General features: G+C 51.0%; 14 protein-coding genes and 1 pseudogene. 5 read left to right on the plus strand and 10 right to left on the minus strand.

Features of this window, described 5'->3' with window-relative positions:
• Positions 1 to 55 precede the first annotated feature (55 nt).
• Positions 56 to 2,209 (plus strand): beta-glucosidase BglX, encoded by a 2,154-nt coding sequence (bglX, locus tag LKI20_RS01425; RefSeq protein WP_291768863.1) that lies wholly within the window; start codon positions 56 to 58, stop codon positions 2,207 to 2,209.
• 205 nt (positions 2,210 to 2,414) lie between these two features.
• Here bglX and LKI20_RS01430 read toward each other — a convergent pair whose 3' ends face one another.
• The 3 genes from LKI20_RS01430 to LKI20_RS01440 form a co-directional block, all read right to left on the minus strand.
• Complete coding sequence (locus LKI20_RS01430) at positions 2,415 to 2,894, minus strand: Dps family protein (protein ID WP_291768865.1); 480 nt, start codon at positions 2,892 to 2,894, stop codon at positions 2,415 to 2,417.
• Positions 2,895 to 3,033: 139 nt separating this feature from the next.
• Positions 3,034 to 4,362 carry a hemolysin family protein gene (locus LKI20_RS01435; RefSeq protein WP_291768867.1) on the minus strand — a complete coding sequence of 443 codons (1,329 nt, stop codon included), beginning with the start codon at positions 4,360 to 4,362 and terminating at the stop codon, positions 3,034 to 3,036.
• 475 nt (positions 4,363 to 4,837) lie between these two features.
• Entirely contained in the window at positions 4,838 to 5,398 is a 561-nt protein-coding gene (locus LKI20_RS01440; protein ID WP_291773294.1) for a carbonic anhydrase, read from the minus strand.
• 328 nt (positions 5,399 to 5,726) lie between these two features.
• Here LKI20_RS01440 and ahpC point away from each other — a divergent pair, with 328 nt between their 5' ends.
• Entirely contained in the window at positions 5,727 to 6,290 is a 564-nt protein-coding gene (ahpC, locus tag LKI20_RS01445; protein ID WP_034250738.1) for an alkyl hydroperoxide reductase subunit C, read from the plus strand.
• Positions 6,291 to 6,466: 176 nt separating this feature from the next.
• Complete coding sequence (locus LKI20_RS01450) at positions 6,467 to 8,263, plus strand: FAD-dependent oxidoreductase (protein WP_291768872.1); 1,797 nt, start codon at positions 6,467 to 6,469, stop codon at positions 8,261 to 8,263.
• 296 nt (positions 8,264 to 8,559) lie between these two features.
• Here the strand turns inward: LKI20_RS01450 and LKI20_RS01455 are convergent, their stop codons facing one another.
• The 6 genes from LKI20_RS01455 to LKI20_RS01480 all read right to left on the minus strand — a co-directional run bounded on the left by LKI20_RS01455 (position 8,560) and on the right by LKI20_RS01480 (position 15,920).
• Positions 8,560 to 9,831: an OFA family MFS transporter gene (locus LKI20_RS01455; RefSeq protein ID WP_291768875.1), complete on the minus strand. Its 1,272-nt coding sequence runs from the start codon at positions 9,829 to 9,831 to the stop codon at positions 8,560 to 8,562.
• 380 nt (positions 9,832 to 10,211) lie between these two features.
• Entirely contained in the window at positions 10,212 to 11,288 is a 1,077-nt protein-coding gene (locus LKI20_RS01460; RefSeq protein WP_291768878.1) for a S66 family peptidase, read from the minus strand.
• 49 nt (positions 11,289 to 11,337) lie between these two features.
• The gene (locus tag LKI20_RS01465; protein ID WP_291768881.1) at positions 11,338 to 11,748 is read right to left on the minus strand and encodes a TipAS antibiotic-recognition domain-containing protein; all 411 of its coding nucleotides are present in this window, start codon (positions 11,746 to 11,748) and stop codon (positions 11,338 to 11,340) included.
• Between the two features lie 116 nt (positions 11,749 to 11,864).
• Positions 11,865 to 12,092 carry a MerR family DNA-binding transcriptional regulator gene (locus LKI20_RS01470; protein WP_291768884.1) on the minus strand — a complete coding sequence of 76 codons (228 nt, stop codon included), beginning with the start codon at positions 12,090 to 12,092 and terminating at the stop codon, positions 11,865 to 11,867.
• Positions 12,092 to 12,559 carry a VOC family protein gene (locus tag LKI20_RS01475; RefSeq protein ID WP_291768887.1) on the minus strand — a complete coding sequence of 156 codons (468 nt, stop codon included), beginning with the start codon at positions 12,557 to 12,559 and terminating at the stop codon, positions 12,092 to 12,094. The genes LKI20_RS01470 and LKI20_RS01475 overlap by 1 nt, the downstream gene beginning before the upstream one ends.
• 604 nt (positions 12,560 to 13,163) lie before the next feature.
• The gene (locus LKI20_RS01480) at positions 13,164 to 15,920 is read right to left on the minus strand and encodes a phosphoenolpyruvate carboxylase (RefSeq protein ID WP_291768889.1); all 2,757 of its coding nucleotides are present in this window, start codon (positions 15,918 to 15,920) and stop codon (positions 13,164 to 13,166) included.
• Positions 15,921 to 16,259: 339 nt separating this feature from the next.
• On the opposite strand from LKI20_RS01480, the gene LKI20_RS01485 reads away from it, so the two are divergent.
• A complete protein-coding gene (locus LKI20_RS01485) occupies positions 16,260 to 17,756 on the plus strand; it encodes a threonine/serine ThrE exporter family protein (protein ID WP_291773296.1) in 1,497 nt (498 codons plus the stop codon).
• 151 nt (positions 17,757 to 17,907) lie between these two features.
• Here LKI20_RS01485 and trpS read toward each other — a convergent pair whose 3' ends face one another.
• Positions 17,908 to 18,999: a tryptophan--tRNA ligase gene (gene trpS / locus LKI20_RS01490; RefSeq protein WP_291768892.1), complete on the minus strand. Its 1,092-nt coding sequence runs from the start codon at positions 18,997 to 18,999 to the stop codon at positions 17,908 to 17,910.
• A gap of 167 nt (positions 19,000 to 19,166) precedes the next feature.
• Here trpS and LKI20_RS01495 point away from each other — a divergent pair.
• Positions 19,167 to 19,511 (plus strand): annotated as a pseudogene (locus tag LKI20_RS01495) (DUF3073 domain-containing protein); the annotation flags it as partial.
• Positions 19,512 to 19,731 lie beyond the last annotated feature (220 nt).

Below are 19,731 nucleotides of genomic sequence, written 5' to 3' on the forward strand. Positions count from 1 at the left end.
TGTGACCTTGCCTCAGAACGTTCTCGGGCGGGGTTGCGCACAATAGGGAGAAATCATGGAACAAACACAGTTGGTAGACCTGCTCGATCAGATGACGGTCGATGAAAAGGTTGGGCAGTTGCTTCAACTTACAGGCGACTTTTACTCAGATAAGGCCGAAGAACGAACTGGGCCAATGACTCAGCTTGGTCTGAGCGACGATGACTTAGCGAATGCAGGAACTGTATTGGGCGTCAGCGGCGCTGAGGAATGCCTGAAGATTCAAACTGCATACATGAAACGAAATCGTCTACATATCCCTACGCTATTTATGGGTGACATCATTCATGGCTATCGCACGATTTTCCCCATTCCCTTAGGTCTGGCCTCGTCGTGGGATGAGAAGGCTGCTGAAACGATGGCTCAGGTTTCGGGTCATGAGGCCGCTGTTTCTGGTCTGTTCGTCACATTTTCTCCAATGGTTGACTTAGTACGTGATCCGCGATGGGGTCGCGTTATGGAAGCAACAGGTGAAGATCCATATCTCAACGGAAAACTTGCTGCAGCGATGGTCCATGGCTATCAGGGTGACGATTTGCGTCACGAAACCGAACATATTGGCGCATGTGTGAAGCATTTTGCGGCATACGGTGCTGCTATTGCAGGACGCGATTACAACACAGTCGATATGTCCGAACGCCAGCTGCGAGATATGTATCTGCCTGGGTACAAGGAAGCGATTGACGCAGGCGCAAAACTGGTAATGACATCCTTCAACACAGTGGATGGCGTGCCAGCGACAGGGAATCGTCATTTGTTCCGCGATATTCTGCGCAGAGAATGGGGCTTCGACGGAGTCGTTATATCTGATTTCGGAGCTGTCAAGGAGATGATTGCGCACGGTGTTGCTGCTGATGAGCGTGATGCCGCAAAGCTTGCGATTAAAGCAGGCGTGGATATTGAGATGATGACGATTTGTTATCTGCGCAATCTCAAGGAACTCATCGAATCAGGTGAGGTTCCGATGCAGGTATTGGACGAAGCTGTGATGAGAATTCTTCAGCTGAAGAATGATCTGGGATTGTTCGAGAATCCTATGCGAGCAGCTGATGTACAGGCTGAACGTGATGTGGTATTAAGTCAATCTCATCGCGATGCTGCGCGCACGGCTGCAGAAGAATCCATAGTGCTGCTGAAGAATGATGATTCAACATTGCCGCTGAAAACCTCTCAGAACATCGCAGTGCTTGGGCCTGGCGCAACATCCCAGGATATTCTCGGTGCGTGGTCGTTCAAGGGCGAGCTGTCGGATGTTACGCCTCTTGCTCAAGCCTTACAGGACAAAGGAGTGAGTATTGCCGTCGGCCAAGAGGAATTCGACTATCTCGATCCTTCTCAACAAGCTGTTGCTGAGGCTGTGAGCTTGGCGAAGGATGCTGATGTTGTAGTACTTGCCCTTGGTGAACCCTCATATATGAGTGGTGAGGCATCCAGCAGGTCTGATATACGACTTCCAGAAGCACAAATCGCATTATTCAACGAGATAGCCAAGGTCAATCCTCATATTGTTGTGACATTGTTTAACGGCCGACCATTGGACTTGCAAGCTATCGAAGGTGCAAAGGTCATCGTTGAGGCTTGGTTCCCAGGTACTGAGGGTGGCAAGGCATTGGCTTCAATTCTGCTTGGAGAAGTCAACCCCTCTGCAAAGTTAACGATGTCCTTCCCTGTGAATGTTGGACAAGTGCCAGTGTATTACAACGTCGATAACACAGGACGCCCTTATGAGAACGACCCACAGGGCAAGTATGTGTCGCGTTATCTAGACGTGTCGAATTACGCAGCCTACCCCTTTGGCTTTGGGATGAGCTACAGCGACTTCGAATATGGTCAGCCTAATGTTTCCGCGGATACATTCGATGCTGAGCAAGCACTTGAAATTAGTGTTGATATCACTAATATTTCGGATGTTGCTGGCACCGAAATTGTGCAGCTCTATGTGCGTGATCTGGTTGGAGAGGTGTCAAGGCCACTCAAACAACTGAAGGGCTTCCAGCGCGTTGAACTTGCTGCGCAAGAAACGAAAACGGTCACCTTCACACTCTCAGAAGAGGATGTACGCTATGTGCATCTCGATGAGCGTTTGGAAAGCGATTCAGGCGACTTTGATGTGATGGTAGGTCCTAACAGTCATGACCTAAGCGAAGCTATTCGCGTGCATCTTTCCTGAGTGCTTCTTTGCACGTAACCGTTAAGACTGTGTAGTGGGTAGCTTACAACAACTGATGTAGGCACGGTGTCTTGACCCGCTAGCACAGTTTTACGAAGCAGGAAACGGCATTGGTGATTGCATACACGCAATTGCATATAGTTTGGGGTTCGGCATACATCTGGTATGCCGAACCCCAAACTATATAACGCTCAGTAGCTCAATCTCATACGAGATGTGAACGCATGAACCACTGGAACTTCTCTAGCTCCTGTACATGATCCTGAACGATGTTTGAGCTGATGACGTCCAATTCATCCAGTTCGGCAATCGCCTTGCGATCATCCGCAATGAAGGAATCATAATACTCGACGAGAGCCTTCAGGAAGCTTTCGGTGGATTGACGACCGGTCAGGTCGATACCCTTCCATGAACGGTTGCGAAGAATTGCATCTGGGCGTCCGTCTGGTGACCCACCGAGTGTGGAAATGCGCTCTGCAGTCTCATCAGCCTGTGCAAGAACTGCCTCAACTTCAGGATCAATCATTTCATGAACGCCGATAAAGTTTGGCCCGGTGACATTCCAGTGGGCATGCTTGAGTACTAGAGCAGCCTCTTGCTCTTGACTCAAACGATTCTGGAGAATGGAAATAATTTTTTCCGAAGCTGCTTCATCCAGTCCTGGAACGGTGAATTTCAATGCCATGTTGCTCTCCCTCATTGCTGACTGCATTCGTTCTGCCCTGAGCTGCGAGACCTGATGCACGCATCTGTTAACGGGCCTTGACTCCAACTGTAGGTGTCATATGGCCTATCGCAAAATACGACTTGTTCTATAAGCGTTATCAGGCCGATACGGTGATGCCCTCTAACTGTTGTGGGTTTTCACGACGTTTGACTTCAATACAACCAATGCGCCGTCCGTCGACTTTAGTGACCGTCATGTCATATCCACCATCAGAATGAAGTACCTCACCGACTTCTCCCATACGACCTGTATGAGCAAGGAAGTAGCCGGCGACGGTTTCGTATGGGCCGTCTTCAAGTTCAATACCGGTAAGATCAGCGAAATCCTCGAGCGTCATGCCACCCTCGACGGTTACTGCACCGTTGACGAATGCTTGCTGAGGCTCTTGTTTAGAGAGTTGATCGTCGGGCAAATCATATTCATCGCGTATATCGCCCACTAGCTCTTCGGTCATGTCTTCGAGGGTCACAATGCCGTCGGTGCCACCGTATTCATCAATAACCACAGCGAGATGAATGCCACGCTTGCGCAGTAACTCTAAACTGGGCAGCAATTTGGATGTGCCAGGCAAGGAGATCCCTTCGCGTACAACGTCACGAACGGTCGTGGCCTCTGGATCACGAATATCGAGTAGATCTCGCACATGTACAAAGCCCAACACGTCGTCGAAGTCTTTACCACTAACTGGATATCTGGAATACGGCTCATTTCGCACGAAAGCTGCGGCTTGATCTAATGGCATATCGCCATCAAGAAACACTACATCTGCGCGCGGTCTCATGACTTCGGCCACAATTGTGGCCGAAGCATCAAAGACATCATCGAGAATAGTGCGTTCGTCTTTGCTGAGTCGTGTATTCGAAGAGACCAGCACACGTAGCTCGTCATCGCTGACCTGCGTTTCTGCTTGTTGAGGGTCGAAGCCAAGCATACGAACCAAACCGTTGGTATTTTTACCGATGAGCCAGATGAGTGGGCGGCAAATACGTGAGAAGATATCTATTGCTGGCACGGCAGCGCGCGCTATCTGTTCACCTCGTTGCATAGCAATGCGTTTTGGTACCATTTCGGAAATCACAATGGAGAAGTAGGCAATCACAATAGTGAGCACCACCATCACCAAAGGTGATGCAAAATTGACAGGGACTCCCCAATCTTCGAATACCGGAATTAAAAATGGGGAAATCGATGAGGCGCCAACTGATGACGAAAGAAAGCCGGAAAGCGTGACGCCTATCTGCACAGTAGAGAGAAAGGTGTTGGGGTCCCTAGCAATTTTCCCAACGCGTGCGCCTCGCGCATCCTCCTGCTCCATGCGCTCCACCTGTGAACTACGCAGCGAAACCAGAGCGAGCTCGGTGCCAGAGAACACCGCACCAATGAGTAAAAAGACGATGATCAGAACAACATTAAGCCATAGTGACATACCTCTAACATACGTGAGGTGCAGCTCATTGCGCTGAAAGTGTGCAAACTCGCACATGACATGCCAAATTATTACTGATTTGTGAGCTACAAGCGTCTTGTTGCCGTATTTATGGCCTTATTAGTCGTTTGTGTAGTGATTTTTGCTGAGCACGCGTATATCCGGCCGCAGAAAACCGCCATTTCATTGACTTTCTAGTAAGAGGCTGAACGAAAATCCCTACACAAACGTCTAATGACTTGCTATACAGCAGCGATACGCTCAAAAGTGCGATGCAACTGCCCCTATGATCACGTATTTCACCAGCACCCGAAGAAGTCGGGCGGAAGTAGCCTATCCCCCTAAGATGGGCCACTCGAGAAGAGGGATTGCTCACTCTTCTCAAAACTGTGTGGAATAGCATGTTAAGCACTCATCAATGAGTCCTGTACGTGCTATTCCACACAGTTTCGTGTAATGGCTTGCCAAGCTTGTGTCAGAAAGACAGCACCTCAACCTTGCCGGTACTCAGCAGATATCGGGCCCCGACGATCATAATCTGCTCGGAAGCTACCGCATTGCGGAGCACCGAGGATTGATCAACCAAGCGTTCGATAGTGCGAGCTACGTGGACGCGTTCATAATCGTCTGTGCTGTCTAAGTCGGAATCGCGGGCAGCGAGAACAGAAGCACCAACCTGGCGCACAACAATAGAGTCTGAATCCTCAGCATTGCCGAGCTTTAGCCCCTGGACTGCTGATTCAACTGCACCACAGTGCTCATGACCCATTACGACAATGAGATTCACATGTAGCGCCTGAACTGAGAACTCAAGTGAAGCGACAACTGCCTCATCAAGTATTTCACCTGCGGTTCGAATGGTGAACAAATCACCTAGGCCTTGGTCGTAGATAATTTCGGGTGGCACTCGCGAGTCAGAACAAGAAAGAACTGTTGCGAAAGGATGTTGACCATCGATAAGCTGTTCACGGGTTTCTGCATCCTGCCAAGGGTGCTCTGCTTCACCTTGAGAGAATCGTCTGTTGCCTGCCAGCATGCGACTCCAGGTACTTGTCGCCAAATCACTATCTGGACGGTCTATTGCTGAAGTCTTATCGTTCTGCTCCATAATGCTTGCCCCCTATTAACGGTCACCTCATCCTACTCTGAGAAAATCTGTTGTCCCAAAGCACCACCAGCATTATCACTCGCATAGAGGCGTGAAATCTTCGGATGTGTGCAAACTCACACCGCTATGGGCGAGAGACCATGTCCCAATCCGATGCAACGGGCTAGCATTGATTGCACTAGGTGTTCCGTCGAGTGCTCGGTAACGAGCGTTTGCCAAGGGACAAGTAAAAATCATCCGTCGAAAGGGGATAGCAATGACGCTGCTGCAGCATGAGCTGACAGATTTTACTGTGCAGTCTTACCAGAACAACGAATTCCATGAGGTCACCAAGGAAGATGTGCTCGGCCACTGGTCTGTATTCTTCTTCTATCCTGCAGACTTCACCTTTGTTTGCCCGACTGAGCTGGAAGATCTCGCCGAGAAGTATGCAGACTTCCAAAAGGCAGGTTGTGAGGTCTACTCAGTTTCCTGTGACACACACTTCGTGCACAAGGCTTGGCATGATGCCAATGAGAAGATTGCCAAGATTGCATACCCAATGCTCGCTGATCCGACTGCAACTTTGGCCAAGGATCTCGATACCTATAACGAGGCTGATGGAACAGCAGAGCGTGGCGATTTCATTGTCAGCCCTGAAGGCAAAGTCGTCGCCTACGAAGTGATTTCTTCAAACGTAGGCCGCAACGCCGAAGAGATTTTGCGTCGTGTTCAGGCTTCACAGTTTGTGTATGCGCATGGTGATCAGGTTTGCCCAGCCAAGTGGGAACCTGGCGATGAAACCATCGCTCCAAGTCTCGACCTTGTAGGTCAGCTCTGATTCCACTCACGTCACGCTAGCTCTTACAGAGCGTAGATGAAGGTAGCAGTGTACGTTTGGCCGCGAGATTCCCATAAAGTTTCCCGCGGCCAAGGTATATGCACCGATATTCCAAGCGTGAGTAAGAATCACATATGGTTCTTAGAAGTACATGTTGAAGCGTTGAAGGAGCGTTGATGACACAAGGAAGTGCTGCGACTACAGCGGCGAAAACAACTGATCCAGATCTCTACGACGTAGTGGTTATTGGAGGAGGCCCTGCAGGTTTGACTGCTGGACTATATCTTGCGCGTGCTCGTTATCGCACATTAATTCTTGAAAAAGAAGATTTCGGTGGACAAATAACTATTACTGCAGAAGTAGTAAATTATCCTGGTATCGCCAAAACTACAGGAAAAGCGCTTACTGATACGATGCACGCTCAGGCAAAGGATTTTGGCGCTGAGTTCAAAAGTGCTGACGCTACGGGGATTGATATCGACGGCGATATCAAAATTGTGCATACCAACCGCGGAGATATTCGAACATTCGGTGTGCTGGTTGCCAGCGGCGCAAGCCCCCGCAAGCTGGGCTTCCAAGGAGAGAACGAATATGCTGGTCGTGGCGTGGCATACTGTGCCACATGCGACGGTGAATTCTTCACTGGCAAGGAAGTTCTGGTCGTCGGTGGTGGTTTCGCGGCGGCTGAAGAGTCTGTGTTCCTCACAAAATACGCCAGCAAAGTGACTTTGTTGGTTCGTGAAGAGGACTTCACATGCGATGCTGGAGTAGCTCAGGAAGCTAAGGATGATCCGAATATCGAGATCCATTATCATACTGAGCTTGATGAGGTTTCAGCAGGCCAAGGTGGACTGACGGAAGCAACGATTCACGATGTGAATACCGGTGAGTCGCAGCTTTGGAAGCCAACAACCAGCGATACCTTCGGTGTATTTGTCTTCGCTGGCTATGTGCCACAGACAGCAGTGGTTAAGGGTCTCGTTGATCTTGATGACTACGGGTACGTGATAACCGACGCCCATCTCCAAACCTCTGTTGAAGGTATTTATGCAGCCGGCGATCTCTGCCAAAAGCATCTTCGTCAGGTTGTTACAGCAACTGCTGATGGTGCTTCTGCAGCAGTGGAATTGGAACGGTATGCATCTCAGCTTTCGGATCGTACAGGCCTGCTCCCTGTACGACCAACAGGTTCCAAGAGCAATAAGGAGACCACTTCCACACCAGCAGGTACATCACCAGCTCCTGCTCCGACGCCACAGGCTACAGATTCTGCGAAAGCAGCTCAAGGTGCTTCTGCCGTGTTCTCAGATGATGTTAAGGCACAGCTCAGCATGGTGTTCTCGCGCTTAGTAAAACCTGCAGTGCTGCAGTTGGAGTTGGACGGTACGCCGCTGTCTAAGGAGCTTCGTGGATTTATCGGCGAGGTCGTGGCAATTAGTGGTGGCAAAATCAGTAGTGTGGTCAGCGATGATTCAGCTGAGGTAGACGGCGAAGGCAAAGCAAGCTTCGACCCTGCAGATGCACTTCCTGTGGCAAGACCGTGCGTGCGGATTTGTACCTCTGATGCCGACGGCAAGTTAGTGCCTACAGGTTTGGCTTTCCATGGAGTGCCAAGTGGACATGAGTTCAATTCATTTGTGCTGGGTATATACAATGCAGCCGGTCCAGGGCAGCCACTTGAGGATGACATCAAAACTCGTATAGCTGAGCTTACTAAGCCGGTCGATGTGATGCTTCTGGTGTCGTTAACCTGCACGATGTGCCCCGAAACGGTACTGTCCTCTCAGCGCATTGCTGCAGCTAATTCCAAGGTGCGAGCTGAGGCATACGATGTCTCTCACTTCCCAGAGCTCAAAGAGCAGTATGGGGTAATGAGTGTGCCATGCATCGTCATCAATCGCGATGATGGTACGCAGACGGTGGAGTTCGGTAAGAAGAGCGTTCCACAAATGCTTGACCTAATCGGAGCATGATCTGATCTGAACATGATCTGATCGGAGACTAGTGGAATAAGGCCGAGGCCTGGAAGCATCGGTTTTCCTATTGGTTGGTTCAAGTGCCTGTGTCGGCGCCGTGATATGCTCACGGCGCCGACACAGGCACTGTATATATTGCAATCCCTACACAACCGGTTGACAGATTTCTTGGACATTCCACGGGAAGCCCGCAATGTCAACAATGGCAACGATTTCAGGGCGTCGCTTTAATTGGCTTTTCCGTAGGCGCTTCGTTTGTGTAGGGATTGGAAAGTAGACCGCCTCGCTAACCGCTATGCGACCGTCTTCTGAGGCACTTTGGCTCGGGAAACCAGCCATATGGACAGCAGCGCGACCGCATAGAGCACGGTGATTACCGGAATGACCGCCGCATAGCGGTGAGCCTGGTCCGATGTATGGGACACCACGAAAGACGCCAGCTGGTTTCCCGACAGTCCGGCGAATGCCCAGGCGCTCAATGTCAGCCCGTGGGTGGTGGAGACCGCCTTGATGCCGAAATGCTGGTCCAACAACACCGGCAGGGTGGAGAAACCGCCGCCGTACCCGGCATTGACCAGGAACAGCATGGCCAGCACCGCCCAGAGCAAGGCATTGTCGATGCTGTTGGTGACCAGCTGCAGTGCGCACACCGCGATCGACATGATGAAGATGATCTTGTAACTGCTCTCGCGACGCTTCATATGATCGGAGAGCGTAGCGAAGCCTAAGCGTCCCACGGCGTTGAATATCGCGTCGATTGCCAGAACCGTACCGATGATGCCGGTGATGGCGAGCGAGAACTGGCTTGCCGACATGCCCGCGTACTGGGGCAACTGGTGCAGCAGGTCCTTCAGAATATCCTTCTCCTGCGAGATCAGTGCAAGACCGCAGGTGATGTTGAGATAGAAGGCGATCCAGATTCCCCAGAACAGCGGCTTTTTCAGCAGCACTCGTCGGCTTGCGGCCGAGGACGGCTTCTCATAGACGTAACCCTGCGGGCGTTTGATGAGTGCAAACCCGCCGAGCATCATGATGGCATACACGATCGCGAGTATGTAGAACATGTTGACCAGCCCGACGGATTCGATCAGGAATTCCATGATGGGGCTGGCGATGGCTTTGGCCAGGCCGAATCCGGCGACCGCGATGCCGGTGGCCATGCCTTTGTTGCTTGAGAACCACAGCATGAGGTTCTTCACAGGGGTCAGATATCCGATGCCGAGACCGATGCCCATGACCACACCGTAGAAGATGAATACTCCCGGCACGAAGTGCAGGGCGATGCTGACACCGGTTCCTGCGAAACCGATGACGAAGCAGATGGTGGAGATCAGCGCGGATTTCTTGATGTCGCGTTCGACCATGGGGCCCAGGAACGCTGCGGACATGCCCAGGAAGAAGATCGCCAACGAGAATCCCCACTCGATGCTTCCGGAGGAGACGTGAAGTTCATCTGCTATGGACTGTTTGAAGACACTCCAGCAATAGACGGTACCTATGGAAATGTGGAGCAGCAATGCGGGTGCGACGGCACGAACCCAGCGATTATCCGGCAACAATGTCATTCGGGTTTTCCCTCTCCGCAGAGGGTTGTGCACATGGGAATCACGGCGACTGTGGTCCTCTGCCTGTTCAAAGTAACATCATTCCTTCGTAAAGTCTGTTGAAATGCAAAGGATGATTATGAGATAGATAACATTTGCAATGTTTGCTTCGGCGTGTTTTGTTGTCTGCAGCCTCGGTAGGGGGCTTCATCGTATCAGAGACGGTCACGGCGCGAAGGAACTCCTGTCGAGATGAATGTGTGTGTACGAAGCAGGTGGCCACATTCAGCTCCATCGCAGAACATGGCCATCTGCCTCGCTTAGATATTTATACACCATGACCAATATAAACCGCATGTTGCTCTTCAAAAGCCTTCGGGCATGAAGGAGGTGATACCGTCTTATGCGTCGTAATCGGCGATCACGGTCCGGTTCGCACCGTCGAGCGTCATGATCCCACCGTGAGGGATAATCCACTGCGGTCGGGTGTGACCGAATGGCACTCCGACGCACACCACGGCTTGGGAGTTATACAAGGCAATTTGACCGATGATCGCGTCGCGCTGCGCGTGACGCAAGGCTGCCCGTTCCTCGGTTGAGGGCACCGGTACGGATAACTCGCTAACCGGTGGCCGAGCTACGAGAACACCAGCAGCCGCTTGAAGCAGACCGCGTTCGCCAAGGGATCGAATCCAACGTTTCACCGCTAAGGCGGAGGGTAGCTCTTCGCTGCTTTCCAGCAGAAGGATCACTCCTTCAAGATCGGTGAGCGAAGGCATTCGCCCGGCCATCGCGATCTCATCTATCACCTCGATGCAGCCGCCCCAAGTGCGAGCTGTGACGGTCTTCTGTGGGCCGGCCCAATCCCACGGCTCAGTGGCTTCGCGACTGCCGAATTCAGTTAGCGCTCTTGGATCCTCCCACGCGATCCCGAAATCCTCGGATTCAGCCGTTTGGGTGAGTTCGATGCTGCCGCCCTCGATGAGCGCGGCTCGCAAGGAGCGCAGATGAATGTCATCCACTCGTGGCCCGGCGCCAAGATGCACCTGAGTCGAACCGCCATAGAAACTTGGGACTCCCAAATTCCAAAGCAGGTTATGGAGATTGGTGTTGTCGCTGTAACCGAAGAAGGGTTTTGGATTGGCAGCTATGACGGAGGGGTCAATGTGCGGAATGACGGTAATCTGGTCATCGCCGCCGATAGTAGCCATCACCGCGCGAATATCTGGGTCCGCGAATGCCGCTTCGATATCGGCGGCACGCGCTTCCGCGCTGGCACCAAGCTGTCGTGTGGTGGGATATTCCACCGGAATCAGACCGGTTGACTCGGAAAGTCGACGTAAGGCCTGCTCATGCACGGAGGGTGAAACGGCTGGGGCGGCGAATGCTGGTGATATGACCGCAACGCGATCGCCCCGGTTGGCTTTGGGCACCGATTTGAAAGAGCGCACGACTGTCCTCCTGTGTTCGAACGTCATCTCATCCTACGCAGTATCCGGTGTGGTGCGTCAAATTTATGTTGGGTGTTCAGGTGAGATGACTCTGAGCCCATAGGACCATTGCGGTGCGAAGGGTTTTCGCATTTGTTTGCCCGCCGTAGACATCGGAAAACCTCGGGTCTGCGACATAGAGTTCTGCAAGGCCTCGATACTCATCGGATGTGGGCGCGCGGCCTCCCCAATAATCTTTCACCCAGAGGTAATGTTCCGCGATAAGTTGTTGAAATGCTTCCGTATCTGGGGTAATACCAGATTCTGCAGCGTTGCGCAAAGCTTGGTTGATGCGCACATCATGCTGGTGCCTAGCGTTTTTCTCGCTCTCGCTTAACGACTCATCGCCAGCGACGCTATGCTCCCATGCATCATCACCCCAGCGCTGTCTGACTTCCCGCTCGTGCTTGTTAGGATCGAATGCCGCAAATAGTTCCTTCACACTCATGGTCTCTCCATTCCTCATTGAGGTCAGTGTGTGCTTGGCTGCGTTAATACATCGTGTGATGCGTTGCTGGTCTTCCTCGAGCAATGCCAGATGTGCCCGAATCGCGTCCTCAAGTGTCAACTCATCATTAAGGGTCGCCTTGATAGCATCCAAAGATAAGCCCAGCTCGCGAAGGGATAGGATTCTAGACGGGCCAGTTCAGCGACTCCGTAGAAGCGCAGACCATTGGCACCAATGTGAGAGGGCTGTAGCAAAGCGATGCTTTCGTAGTATCGCAGTGTTCTGCTGGTCACTCCTACCGACTTAGATACTTCGGCGATGGACCATTGTTCCGTTATATCCATCACTCAGCTCTCTTCCTTTCATCCACAGTGATTGTTGAGCTAATTCGCGGTTCAACGCCTGTTTCGAAGTTTCCTGAGATGTGTTCGTCTACCCACTCTGTGGCCTCCTGATATTCGGATGCACGGGGTGAAGTCAAAGTCACGGTGTTGCCATCTGGATCGGTGAAGGACAAATCGGTGGTGAACCATGGGGTATCACTCGGGCCGCTGAGATCTACTTCAAGAGCTTTCAATTTCGCGGCAATGACATTGAAATCTACACCCTTCGCAGCAATGGACACCCTATATCCTTGTGGTGTTTCGCTGTTCCGAGGAACCAGCAGAATGTCCTGATATTGTTCGCGGCGCAGATGTATCAGCGAAGGGGCACCGTCTGGACCTGGGATAGTAGCAAGTGTCACAAAGCCTGCGGCGCCATAAATCTGTTGCGCCAGAGCAAAGTCACTGGTCGGAAAGGTGACGAACATGGGCATTATATATATTGACCGGTCGATTTCCGGTGTACTTGATTGCTTCATGTTTTCAAGATACAAGTTGACGCAACGTCAATGTCAATGTCAATCCGAGTGTCACAGCTAAGCGTCGCAACTCAGTATTCAGCATCAAATTTCTGGTGCGGGGTGAGAGCGAGCTCATCTTATCTAGAACGTAAAACGCATGGATTGGATACGGTCGAGATGCCTCAGTCATTTCTGGTTTGACGAATTGCTAATGCCACCGAGATTAATCCATGTGCCTCGCCTGACGCCGATTTGTTTTAATATCTTATTGATGAAGATCAGACCGTCGCTGTGCTGCAGAATGGTGAAATATTGACGCACCAGAGGATCATGCGTCTCTCCAGTATGGAAGAGACGCAGTTCTTCCACGTCGTAATAAGGTTCAAATTGGCAATCACGGCTTCAAGAACCGCGTGATTAATACTTTCTGGGTATGGCTGAGGAACTCAATCTGCAACAGCCTGCTGGTGTTGGGAGATAACTGCGATAAAAGTCGAGATAATTTGCTGAAAATACGTCGAATATCCCAACTTTTATCGCAGTTATCGTTTTGTAAAGTCCGGGACCCAAATCATCCGGTGTTCTGAAGGCCTGCGGCAACTCCTGAAACAGTGCAGAGAATCAGATAGATAAACTCAGCTTGCTGGCTGGTACTGAGTTCTTCTTTGTCGTAGCGACGGCGCAAAGAGCGGAGCGCCCGAACTTGGGTAACTGATAGCGCATCCACGTAAGGAGAACGAATACGAATGGCCTGACCAAGCACATGACGATGTTGCAATGGCCATTTGTCTCCGACAATCTTGAGCACCCATTTACGAGTAAGCTCCATTTCGTCGAGAACCTTCTTCGACAAATCGTCGCGGTCGCCAAGAGCAAGGTACATCTTGGCAATACGTTCATCGGTTTTAGCGATGGACATCTCGATATTGTCTATGAAGGTGCTGAACAGTGGCCACTCTTCATATGCCTGACGCATGGTGTTGAGATCATTGAACTGTTCACAAGCAGTGCCAAGACCGTACCAAGCGGCAAGGTTGATACGTGCTTGAGCCCAAGAGAAGACCCATGGGATTGTTCGCAAATCGTCCAAGGATTTAGCTCCAATACCGCGTTTGGCAGGTCTGGAACCTATCGGTAGCAAACCGACCTCGGTAAGAGGCGTCACAATAGAGAACCACGGTGCAAAGTCCGGCGTTCCTAGCAAGTCAAGGAAGCGGTTATGCGAAGCCTCATTGAGCGCTGCTGCCATCGTTGCGTACTTGCGCGTCATCTCAGTATTACGCTTTTCGACGCTCGGGGCAGATTGCAACAACGTTGCTGCAGCAACAGATTCAATATGGCGGATAGCCAGAATCGGGTTGCCGTAACGAGCGAAGATAACCTCGCCCTGTTCAGTGAGCTTAAATCGGCAATTCACTGAACCGACAGGCTGAGCCAACACAGCGCGGTTGGCAGGGCCACCGCCGCGTCCAACTGCTCCGCCACGACCGTGGAAAAGCGTCAGATCAATGTTGTGCTGCAAAGCCCATTGCGCTATTCGTTCCTGAGCGGAGTGCAAGGCCAAGGTAGCAGAGGTTGGACCGGCATCCTTCGAAGAATCGGAGTAGCCAAGCATAACTTCCATCTTGTTGCCAGTGGCTTTTAGACGTGCCTGAACCTCTGGAATCTTGATAATCTCTTCGAGAGTATCGACGGAATTCTCCAAGTCTTCAAGTTGCTCGAAGAGAGGAATTACATCGATGGTGGGAACGTCCTGAGGATGAGCGAATGCTAAGCGATTCAGCTCGAATACGTCTTTGACATGCTGAGCTGACTTCGTGAAGGAAATGATGTATCGCCTTGCAGCTTTGATGCCATTGCGGCGCTGAATCGAGCCTAGAGCGCGGAACGTGTCTAGCACCTCATGGGTCATTGGTTGGAGATCGCCACGTTCGCCGTGCAAACCATGCTCACGGATATCTTCAAGAGCGCGGGCATGCACAACAGAGTGTTGACGGAATTCCATCTCAACCATGTGGAAGCCAAAGGTTTGAGCTTGCCAGATTAAGTCTTGTAATGGCCCATAAGCGTGACGGGATGCATTGGCTTCAGCTAGTGAACGTTGAACAACCTTGAGGTCTTCTATGAATTCATCACAGCTCTTATACATCAAATCGGCATCACGCAGGATAGAAGCGTGCAGGCGGTCTGCAATAACGAGAACTACAGAGCGGTGCGGTTCGCGTCTGGAAATAACTGAAGCTTTATCAGTCAGTCGCTCGCTCATCTCTTTCTGATGACTCCACAGATTGAGTAGCTCTGCACTTGGAGGAGTAGTTTCACTCTCCACAGTGAGGTTCTTGCCCACAGTTCTAGTGGCTTGCTCTAACTTGAAGAGCACATGGTCGGTGAATTTACGGGCAACCATACGGCTGACCTTGGCGGTCACATTCGGATTGCCATCTCGATCGGAACCAATCCAGCTTCCGGGGTGGAAGAAGGCTGGGCAAACCGGCTGGACTCTTCCTGCTTTCTTGCCCAGAATCCAGTCATCAAAACGGCGATACACCTTGGGAATGGTATCGAAAAGAGTGTTATCGAAGATATCGATAATGGTGTCTGATTCCTCGACTGGTGTCGGTTTTTTAAGACCGATTGGGGAGGTGCGGAACAAGGCATCGATTTCGTTATACAGACGACGCTCATTCTCTTCCAAATCCGAACCGCCAAGCTTGGGGCGTTCCTCCAACAGCTCAGCCACTCTTCTGATTTTTCCTTCAACAGCCTTGCGGCGAGCTTCAGTTGGATGAGCGGTGAATACTGGATGGAATTCAAGCTTTTCGAGCAGCTCCTGTGCTTTAGCAGGTCCCATTTCATCAATCAGTTGATGAAATGCGCCGGTCATCTCGTTCACAGGGTCTGTTGCGCCATTAAGGTCGACTGCAGCCTCTCGCTTATGCAGAGCTGCCACACGGTAATTTTCTTCACACAAATTAGCGAGGTGGAAGTATGTGGTGAATGCTCGAGCTAAGAGCTGAGAATCGTGCATCGGAATTTCATCAATAAGGGAAACGGCTTTTGCAAGTCCGTCCTCATCGGGATGCGGGTCAGTGAGTACGTCGCTAAAATGTTCTGCACTCGCCTCAACTGCATTCTGCCGAAGCTCATCGAATGATTCCAACAGTTGCGGATTAAATTCTCCTAAAACGTCGCGAAGTATACGTAGGCACAAGTCCATGTCATACTTCAGTGATTCTGGAAGATCACGCTCCTCGGGACCTTTGGTCCCTGTGCCGGAACTCACTATTCCGGCATCTGCAGCTTTGATCTGGTCGGTATTATCTGCCATGTGGCCTCCTTTGCCAAACGTCCGGTTGCTCGATCTACCAGCTTTCCGCGGCTCCTCCGCGGTTGTGTATAGCTGATCGTTCCAAGCCCACAGCCTTCTGTTCAGCGCTTGCGTGCAACATTGTAAGTCCTCTTATGGGCAGTTGTATTACACGGGTCCATCCGCGGTCTGTGAAATAGCCGACGTATGTTGCCAAATGGATGGAATAGAAAGCCTTCAGTTACGTTTCGGTGCAGGGTGTGGAGTAGAAAAGAAGTCGTGGGCTTCGCAAAACGTTTCAGAGATAACAGTCATCAGGCGCAACGCGCTACTGAGGAGAGTGAGTCTAGCCAAGAGAAGATCTCCGCTTTTCACACTCACTCAATTCCACTCGATATGGAAGATATCGTCAGGGATTTAGATAAACCAGTCACAGAGGCCGGTATTGCAGCGAAAGCTAGCCTTATTGTACGTGTGGGTGCACTGGATTTATCGTCTGGAACGGGCAGTTTTAGAGTTCGTGAGATGATGCATCGCATAGCGTATCCTCTTGGAGTTCATGTGCGCGCAGATGTCAATCTCACTGATATCGAGGCCACTTGCACAGACGGCAAAGATCGCATCACCGAAGTGGTTGACCTTCCCACCACCGGTGTCAATACCGAACGCATTTGGCTCTTAGAGCATTTTGCTGATTGGTTTAGCGTCAGTTGCGGCCTCAGCAGTGTGTATCATCATGAGGCAGCGATTTCGAAAGCTTTAGTAAATAAGCTCGGCACACCTGCAGCAGCATTATCAGCGTTACGGGCACTTGGCAGAGTGAAGCAGGTTATCTCCCAAAAGAAGGACGAGGATGGTAAGTTCCAAGGTCTGACTGTGCGAAAGGCTCACGCAAGGTTAGACGTGATCGAGAAACGTAAGCCCCTATATCCAGCATGGTTTGCAGCAATCGGATCTGCAGTGGCATGCGCCGCCTTCGTGTTCCTATTGGGTGGGGGACCTTTCGACATGGCAGGAGCATTCGTTGGTGCTGGAATTGGGCACTTTGTGCGAAGACTCATGTTTGCCAAACATCTCAATCAGTTCTTTGTCACCTTTGTATCAGTGGCAGTTGCAGCTTTGGCATGTGTAGGTATGTTGCGATTTATCGGGATATTCAATCCGATTGCTTTGGCTCATGACACCGCGTATATCGGGGCTATGTTGTTTGTTATTCCAGGCTTTCCACTAGTGACCGGTGGCTTAGATATTGCCAAAATCGATTTCCCCTCTGGATTGCAGCGTTTGACATATGCTCTGTCAATTATCTTGATGGCGACTTTTGCAGGCTGGGCTGTTGCACGTGCGGTTTCACTTAATCCACAAGGATTTGAACCTTTGGGGCTTGATCCTTTGGTTAATGGTTTATTGAGATTTGCTGCTGCATTTGCCGGAGTATGGGGATTCTCTGTGCTCTTCAACTCACCTCAACGCATGGCATTCGTTGCAGCAATGATTGGTGCGATTACCGATACCATGCGCCTCGAAATTCAAGATTTACTGAATGTGCCACCTGAAGCCGCGGCCTTTTTTGGTGCTTTCGCTGCAGGACTGTTGGCAACAGCTTGGCGCTCTTCAGTACGCAAAGGTTGGCTACCCTCGTACTTGGGATACCCTCGAATCTGCCTGACTGTTCCGTCCATAGTCATCATGGTTCCAGGGCTGTATATGTATCGGGCAATGTTCTATTTAGGGCAGTTCTCAACGTTGAATGCCCTTGATTGGGCCTTCCGAGCCTTCATGGTAATTATCTGTTTACCGGTCGGTCTCGCAATGGCACGTGTAGTCACTGATAAATCGTGGCGTTACGACGTGTAATTGCTCTTCGTAGAAATCAACCTAGAACTGTGCATGAAGGCACGCTAACAGCCACAAAACAAGGCTGCAACGTGCTCCCATGCACAGTTCCGGTTCTGACACAAGTGGAATAGTATTCATCACAGATTTTAACTCTGTGCTTTCGTTCGCCTCAGTACTTCATGCCCATCGCAGCACGAACCTCATCCAGTGTCTCTTCAGCAATGGCATTGGCACGTGCGTTGCCATCACGCAGCACATCGCGCACAGCATCCATGTCTTTGGCCAGCTCAGCACGGCGCTCGCGGTGTGGCGCTAGGAATTCATTGACAGCTTTGGTAACAAACTTCTTCAGTGCGCCCGCACCTGATTCGCCGATTTCCTCAGCGATTTCTTGTGGATCACGACCGGTGACCAGTCCTGCTGTGGTGAGCAACGCAGAAACTTGTGGGCGGTTGATGGGGTCGAAAGTGATTCGACGTTCGGAATCCGTTGGAGACTTTTTGATGAGCTTAGTGGTCTCCTCGGCAGCAGCCCCGAGCATGATGGAGTTGCCATAAGATTTACTCATTTTGCGACCGTCAAGACCAGGAATCTCTGGTGCATCAGAAAGTATCGCCGCTGGTTCAGGGAAGATGGGGTGCTTGGGGGCGTAACGTTCGTTGAAACGCCGTGCGATGGTGCGTGTGATTTCTACGTGTGGCAGATTATCTTTACCAATCGGCACCACGTTTGCCTTGCAGAACAAAATGTCGCATGCCTGATGCACAGGGTATGTGAGCAGCAAACCTGTGAGGGCGTGACCGCTAGCTTCCATCTCGGATTTCACAGTCGGATTGCGGTGCAGTTCGGCCTCAGTCACCAGTGACAAGAAGGGGAGCAACAATTGATTTTCCGCAGGAACTGCAGAATGCGTGTAGATCATGGTTTTTGTTGGGTCAATGCCTGCAGCCAGATAGTCGAGCACTAGATTCAACACGTTATCGCCAATATGTGCCGTAGTATCTCGATCAGTGATGACTTGATAGTCAGCGATGATGATATTGGTGTGCACTCCACGCTCTTGCATTTGCACACGGCCGAGCAAAGAACCGAAGTAGTGCCCGAGGTGCAATTTGCCGGTCGGTCGATCTCCGGTAAGCATCGTATAGTTACCGGGAGCTTGTTCAAGTTTGCTTAGGGTGGTGTCGGAGAGTTTTTTTGCTGTAAGGAAGCTTGCGCTTACTTCATTGCCTGCCGCTGTCAGCTGCCGTTCATCCGTCATTCTGTAATCCCTTGAGTATGTGTGCAAAAAGCTGCATAAAGAGTCGAAATCTTGCTTTTATCGTAAAAGTCTCAGCAGACAAGACAACAGGTGGTAACCTCTAATATGATGCAAATTTAGAACCGTATTGCCTATTGCTTGGGCACTTGACTGGCGAAGGGGGTCAGATGGGCCGCGGACGTCAGAAGGCTAAACAGACGAAAATAGCCCGTAAGCTCAAATATCTGACAACTGATACCGACTATGACGAACTCGCAAAAGAATTGAGCAGCCAAGAAGCTTCCGATGAACAGGAATCTTCGACTGTGGGAGATGAGTTCGGCCAAGTCGAATCAGTGAGCTCACAAGAAGGAACCGATAATTCGATTCCTGGAGCAGACGATGATTTGGATGACTATGCCAAATGGGCCGCTCAAGCGGCTGCAAAGGCTACAGCTTCGGAAATTCCTTCAGCACCGGTAGCGCGACGTCGTCACATACCGATACCTGTTCCTAGCGCGCTGAAACCAAAGTTGGAGAAGCATAAAGTCAACTCCACAGTGAACGATTCTGTTGCTTCCAGTGAGGACAGCAGCATTAAGTCGAAGCCGGCGCGAGCTGCTGCAGGTGCTGCTCGGTTGGATAACCCTGATCCTGGGGTCAATGCTGCGCAGAAGGTTACTGTGAAGAAAACAGCTGCCGCGAAGAAGCCAGCCACTAAAAAGACCACCACGAGAAAGCCAGCTGCTAAAA

Source organism: Bifidobacterium sp. (assembly GCF_022647885.1).
GTDB lineage: Bacteria > Actinomycetota > Actinomycetes > Actinomycetales > Bifidobacteriaceae > Bombiscardovia.

What these genes read in the sequence shown, in the direction of transcription:
- LKI20_RS01470 (WP_291768884.1), bottom strand. Translation starts at nt 12,092, where the DNA reads ATGGATATAACGGAACAATGGTCCATCGCCGAAGTATCTAAGTCGGTA.
- LKI20_RS01430 (WP_291768865.1), bottom strand. Translation starts at nt 2,894, where the DNA reads ATGGCATTGAAATTCACCGTTCCAGGACTGGATGAAGCAGCTTCGGAA.
- ahpC (WP_034250738.1), top strand. Translation starts at nt 5,727, where the DNA reads ATGACGCTGCTGCAGCATGAGCTGACAGATTTTACTGTGCAGTCTTAC.
- LKI20_RS01440 (WP_291773294.1), bottom strand. Translation starts at nt 5,398, where the DNA reads ATGCTGGCAGGCAACAGACGATTCTCTCAAGGTGAAGCAGAGCACCCT.
- LKI20_RS01480 (WP_291768889.1), bottom strand. Translation starts at nt 15,920, where the DNA reads ATGGCAGATAATACCGACCAGATCAAAGCTGCAGATGCCGGAATAGTG.
- LKI20_RS01455 (WP_291768875.1), bottom strand. Translation starts at nt 9,831, where the DNA reads ATGACATTGTTGCCGGATAATCGCTGGGTTCGTGCCGTCGCACCCGCA.
- LKI20_RS01450 (WP_291768872.1), top strand. Translation starts at nt 6,467, where the DNA reads ATGACACAAGGAAGTGCTGCGACTACAGCGGCGAAAACAACTGATCCA.
- bglX (WP_291768863.1), top strand. Translation starts at nt 56, where the DNA reads ATGGAACAAACACAGTTGGTAGACCTGCTCGATCAGATGACGGTCGAT.
- LKI20_RS01435 (WP_291768867.1), bottom strand. Translation starts at nt 4,362, where the DNA reads ATGTCACTATGGCTTAATGTTGTTCTGATCATCGTCTTTTTACTCATT.
- LKI20_RS01475 (WP_291768887.1), bottom strand. Translation starts at nt 12,559, where the DNA reads ATGTTCGTCACCTTTCCGACCAGTGACTTTGCTCTGGCGCAACAGATT.
- LKI20_RS01460 (WP_291768878.1), bottom strand. Translation starts at nt 11,288, where the DNA reads ATGACGTTCGAACACAGGAGGACAGTCGTGCGCTCTTTCAAATCGGTG.
- trpS (WP_291768892.1), bottom strand. Translation starts at nt 18,999, where the DNA reads ATGACGGATGAACGGCAGCTGACAGCGGCAGGCAATGAAGTAAGCGCA.
- LKI20_RS01465 (WP_291768881.1), bottom strand. Translation starts at nt 11,748, where the DNA reads ATGAGTGTGAAGGAACTATTTGCGGCATTCGATCCTAACAAGCACGAG.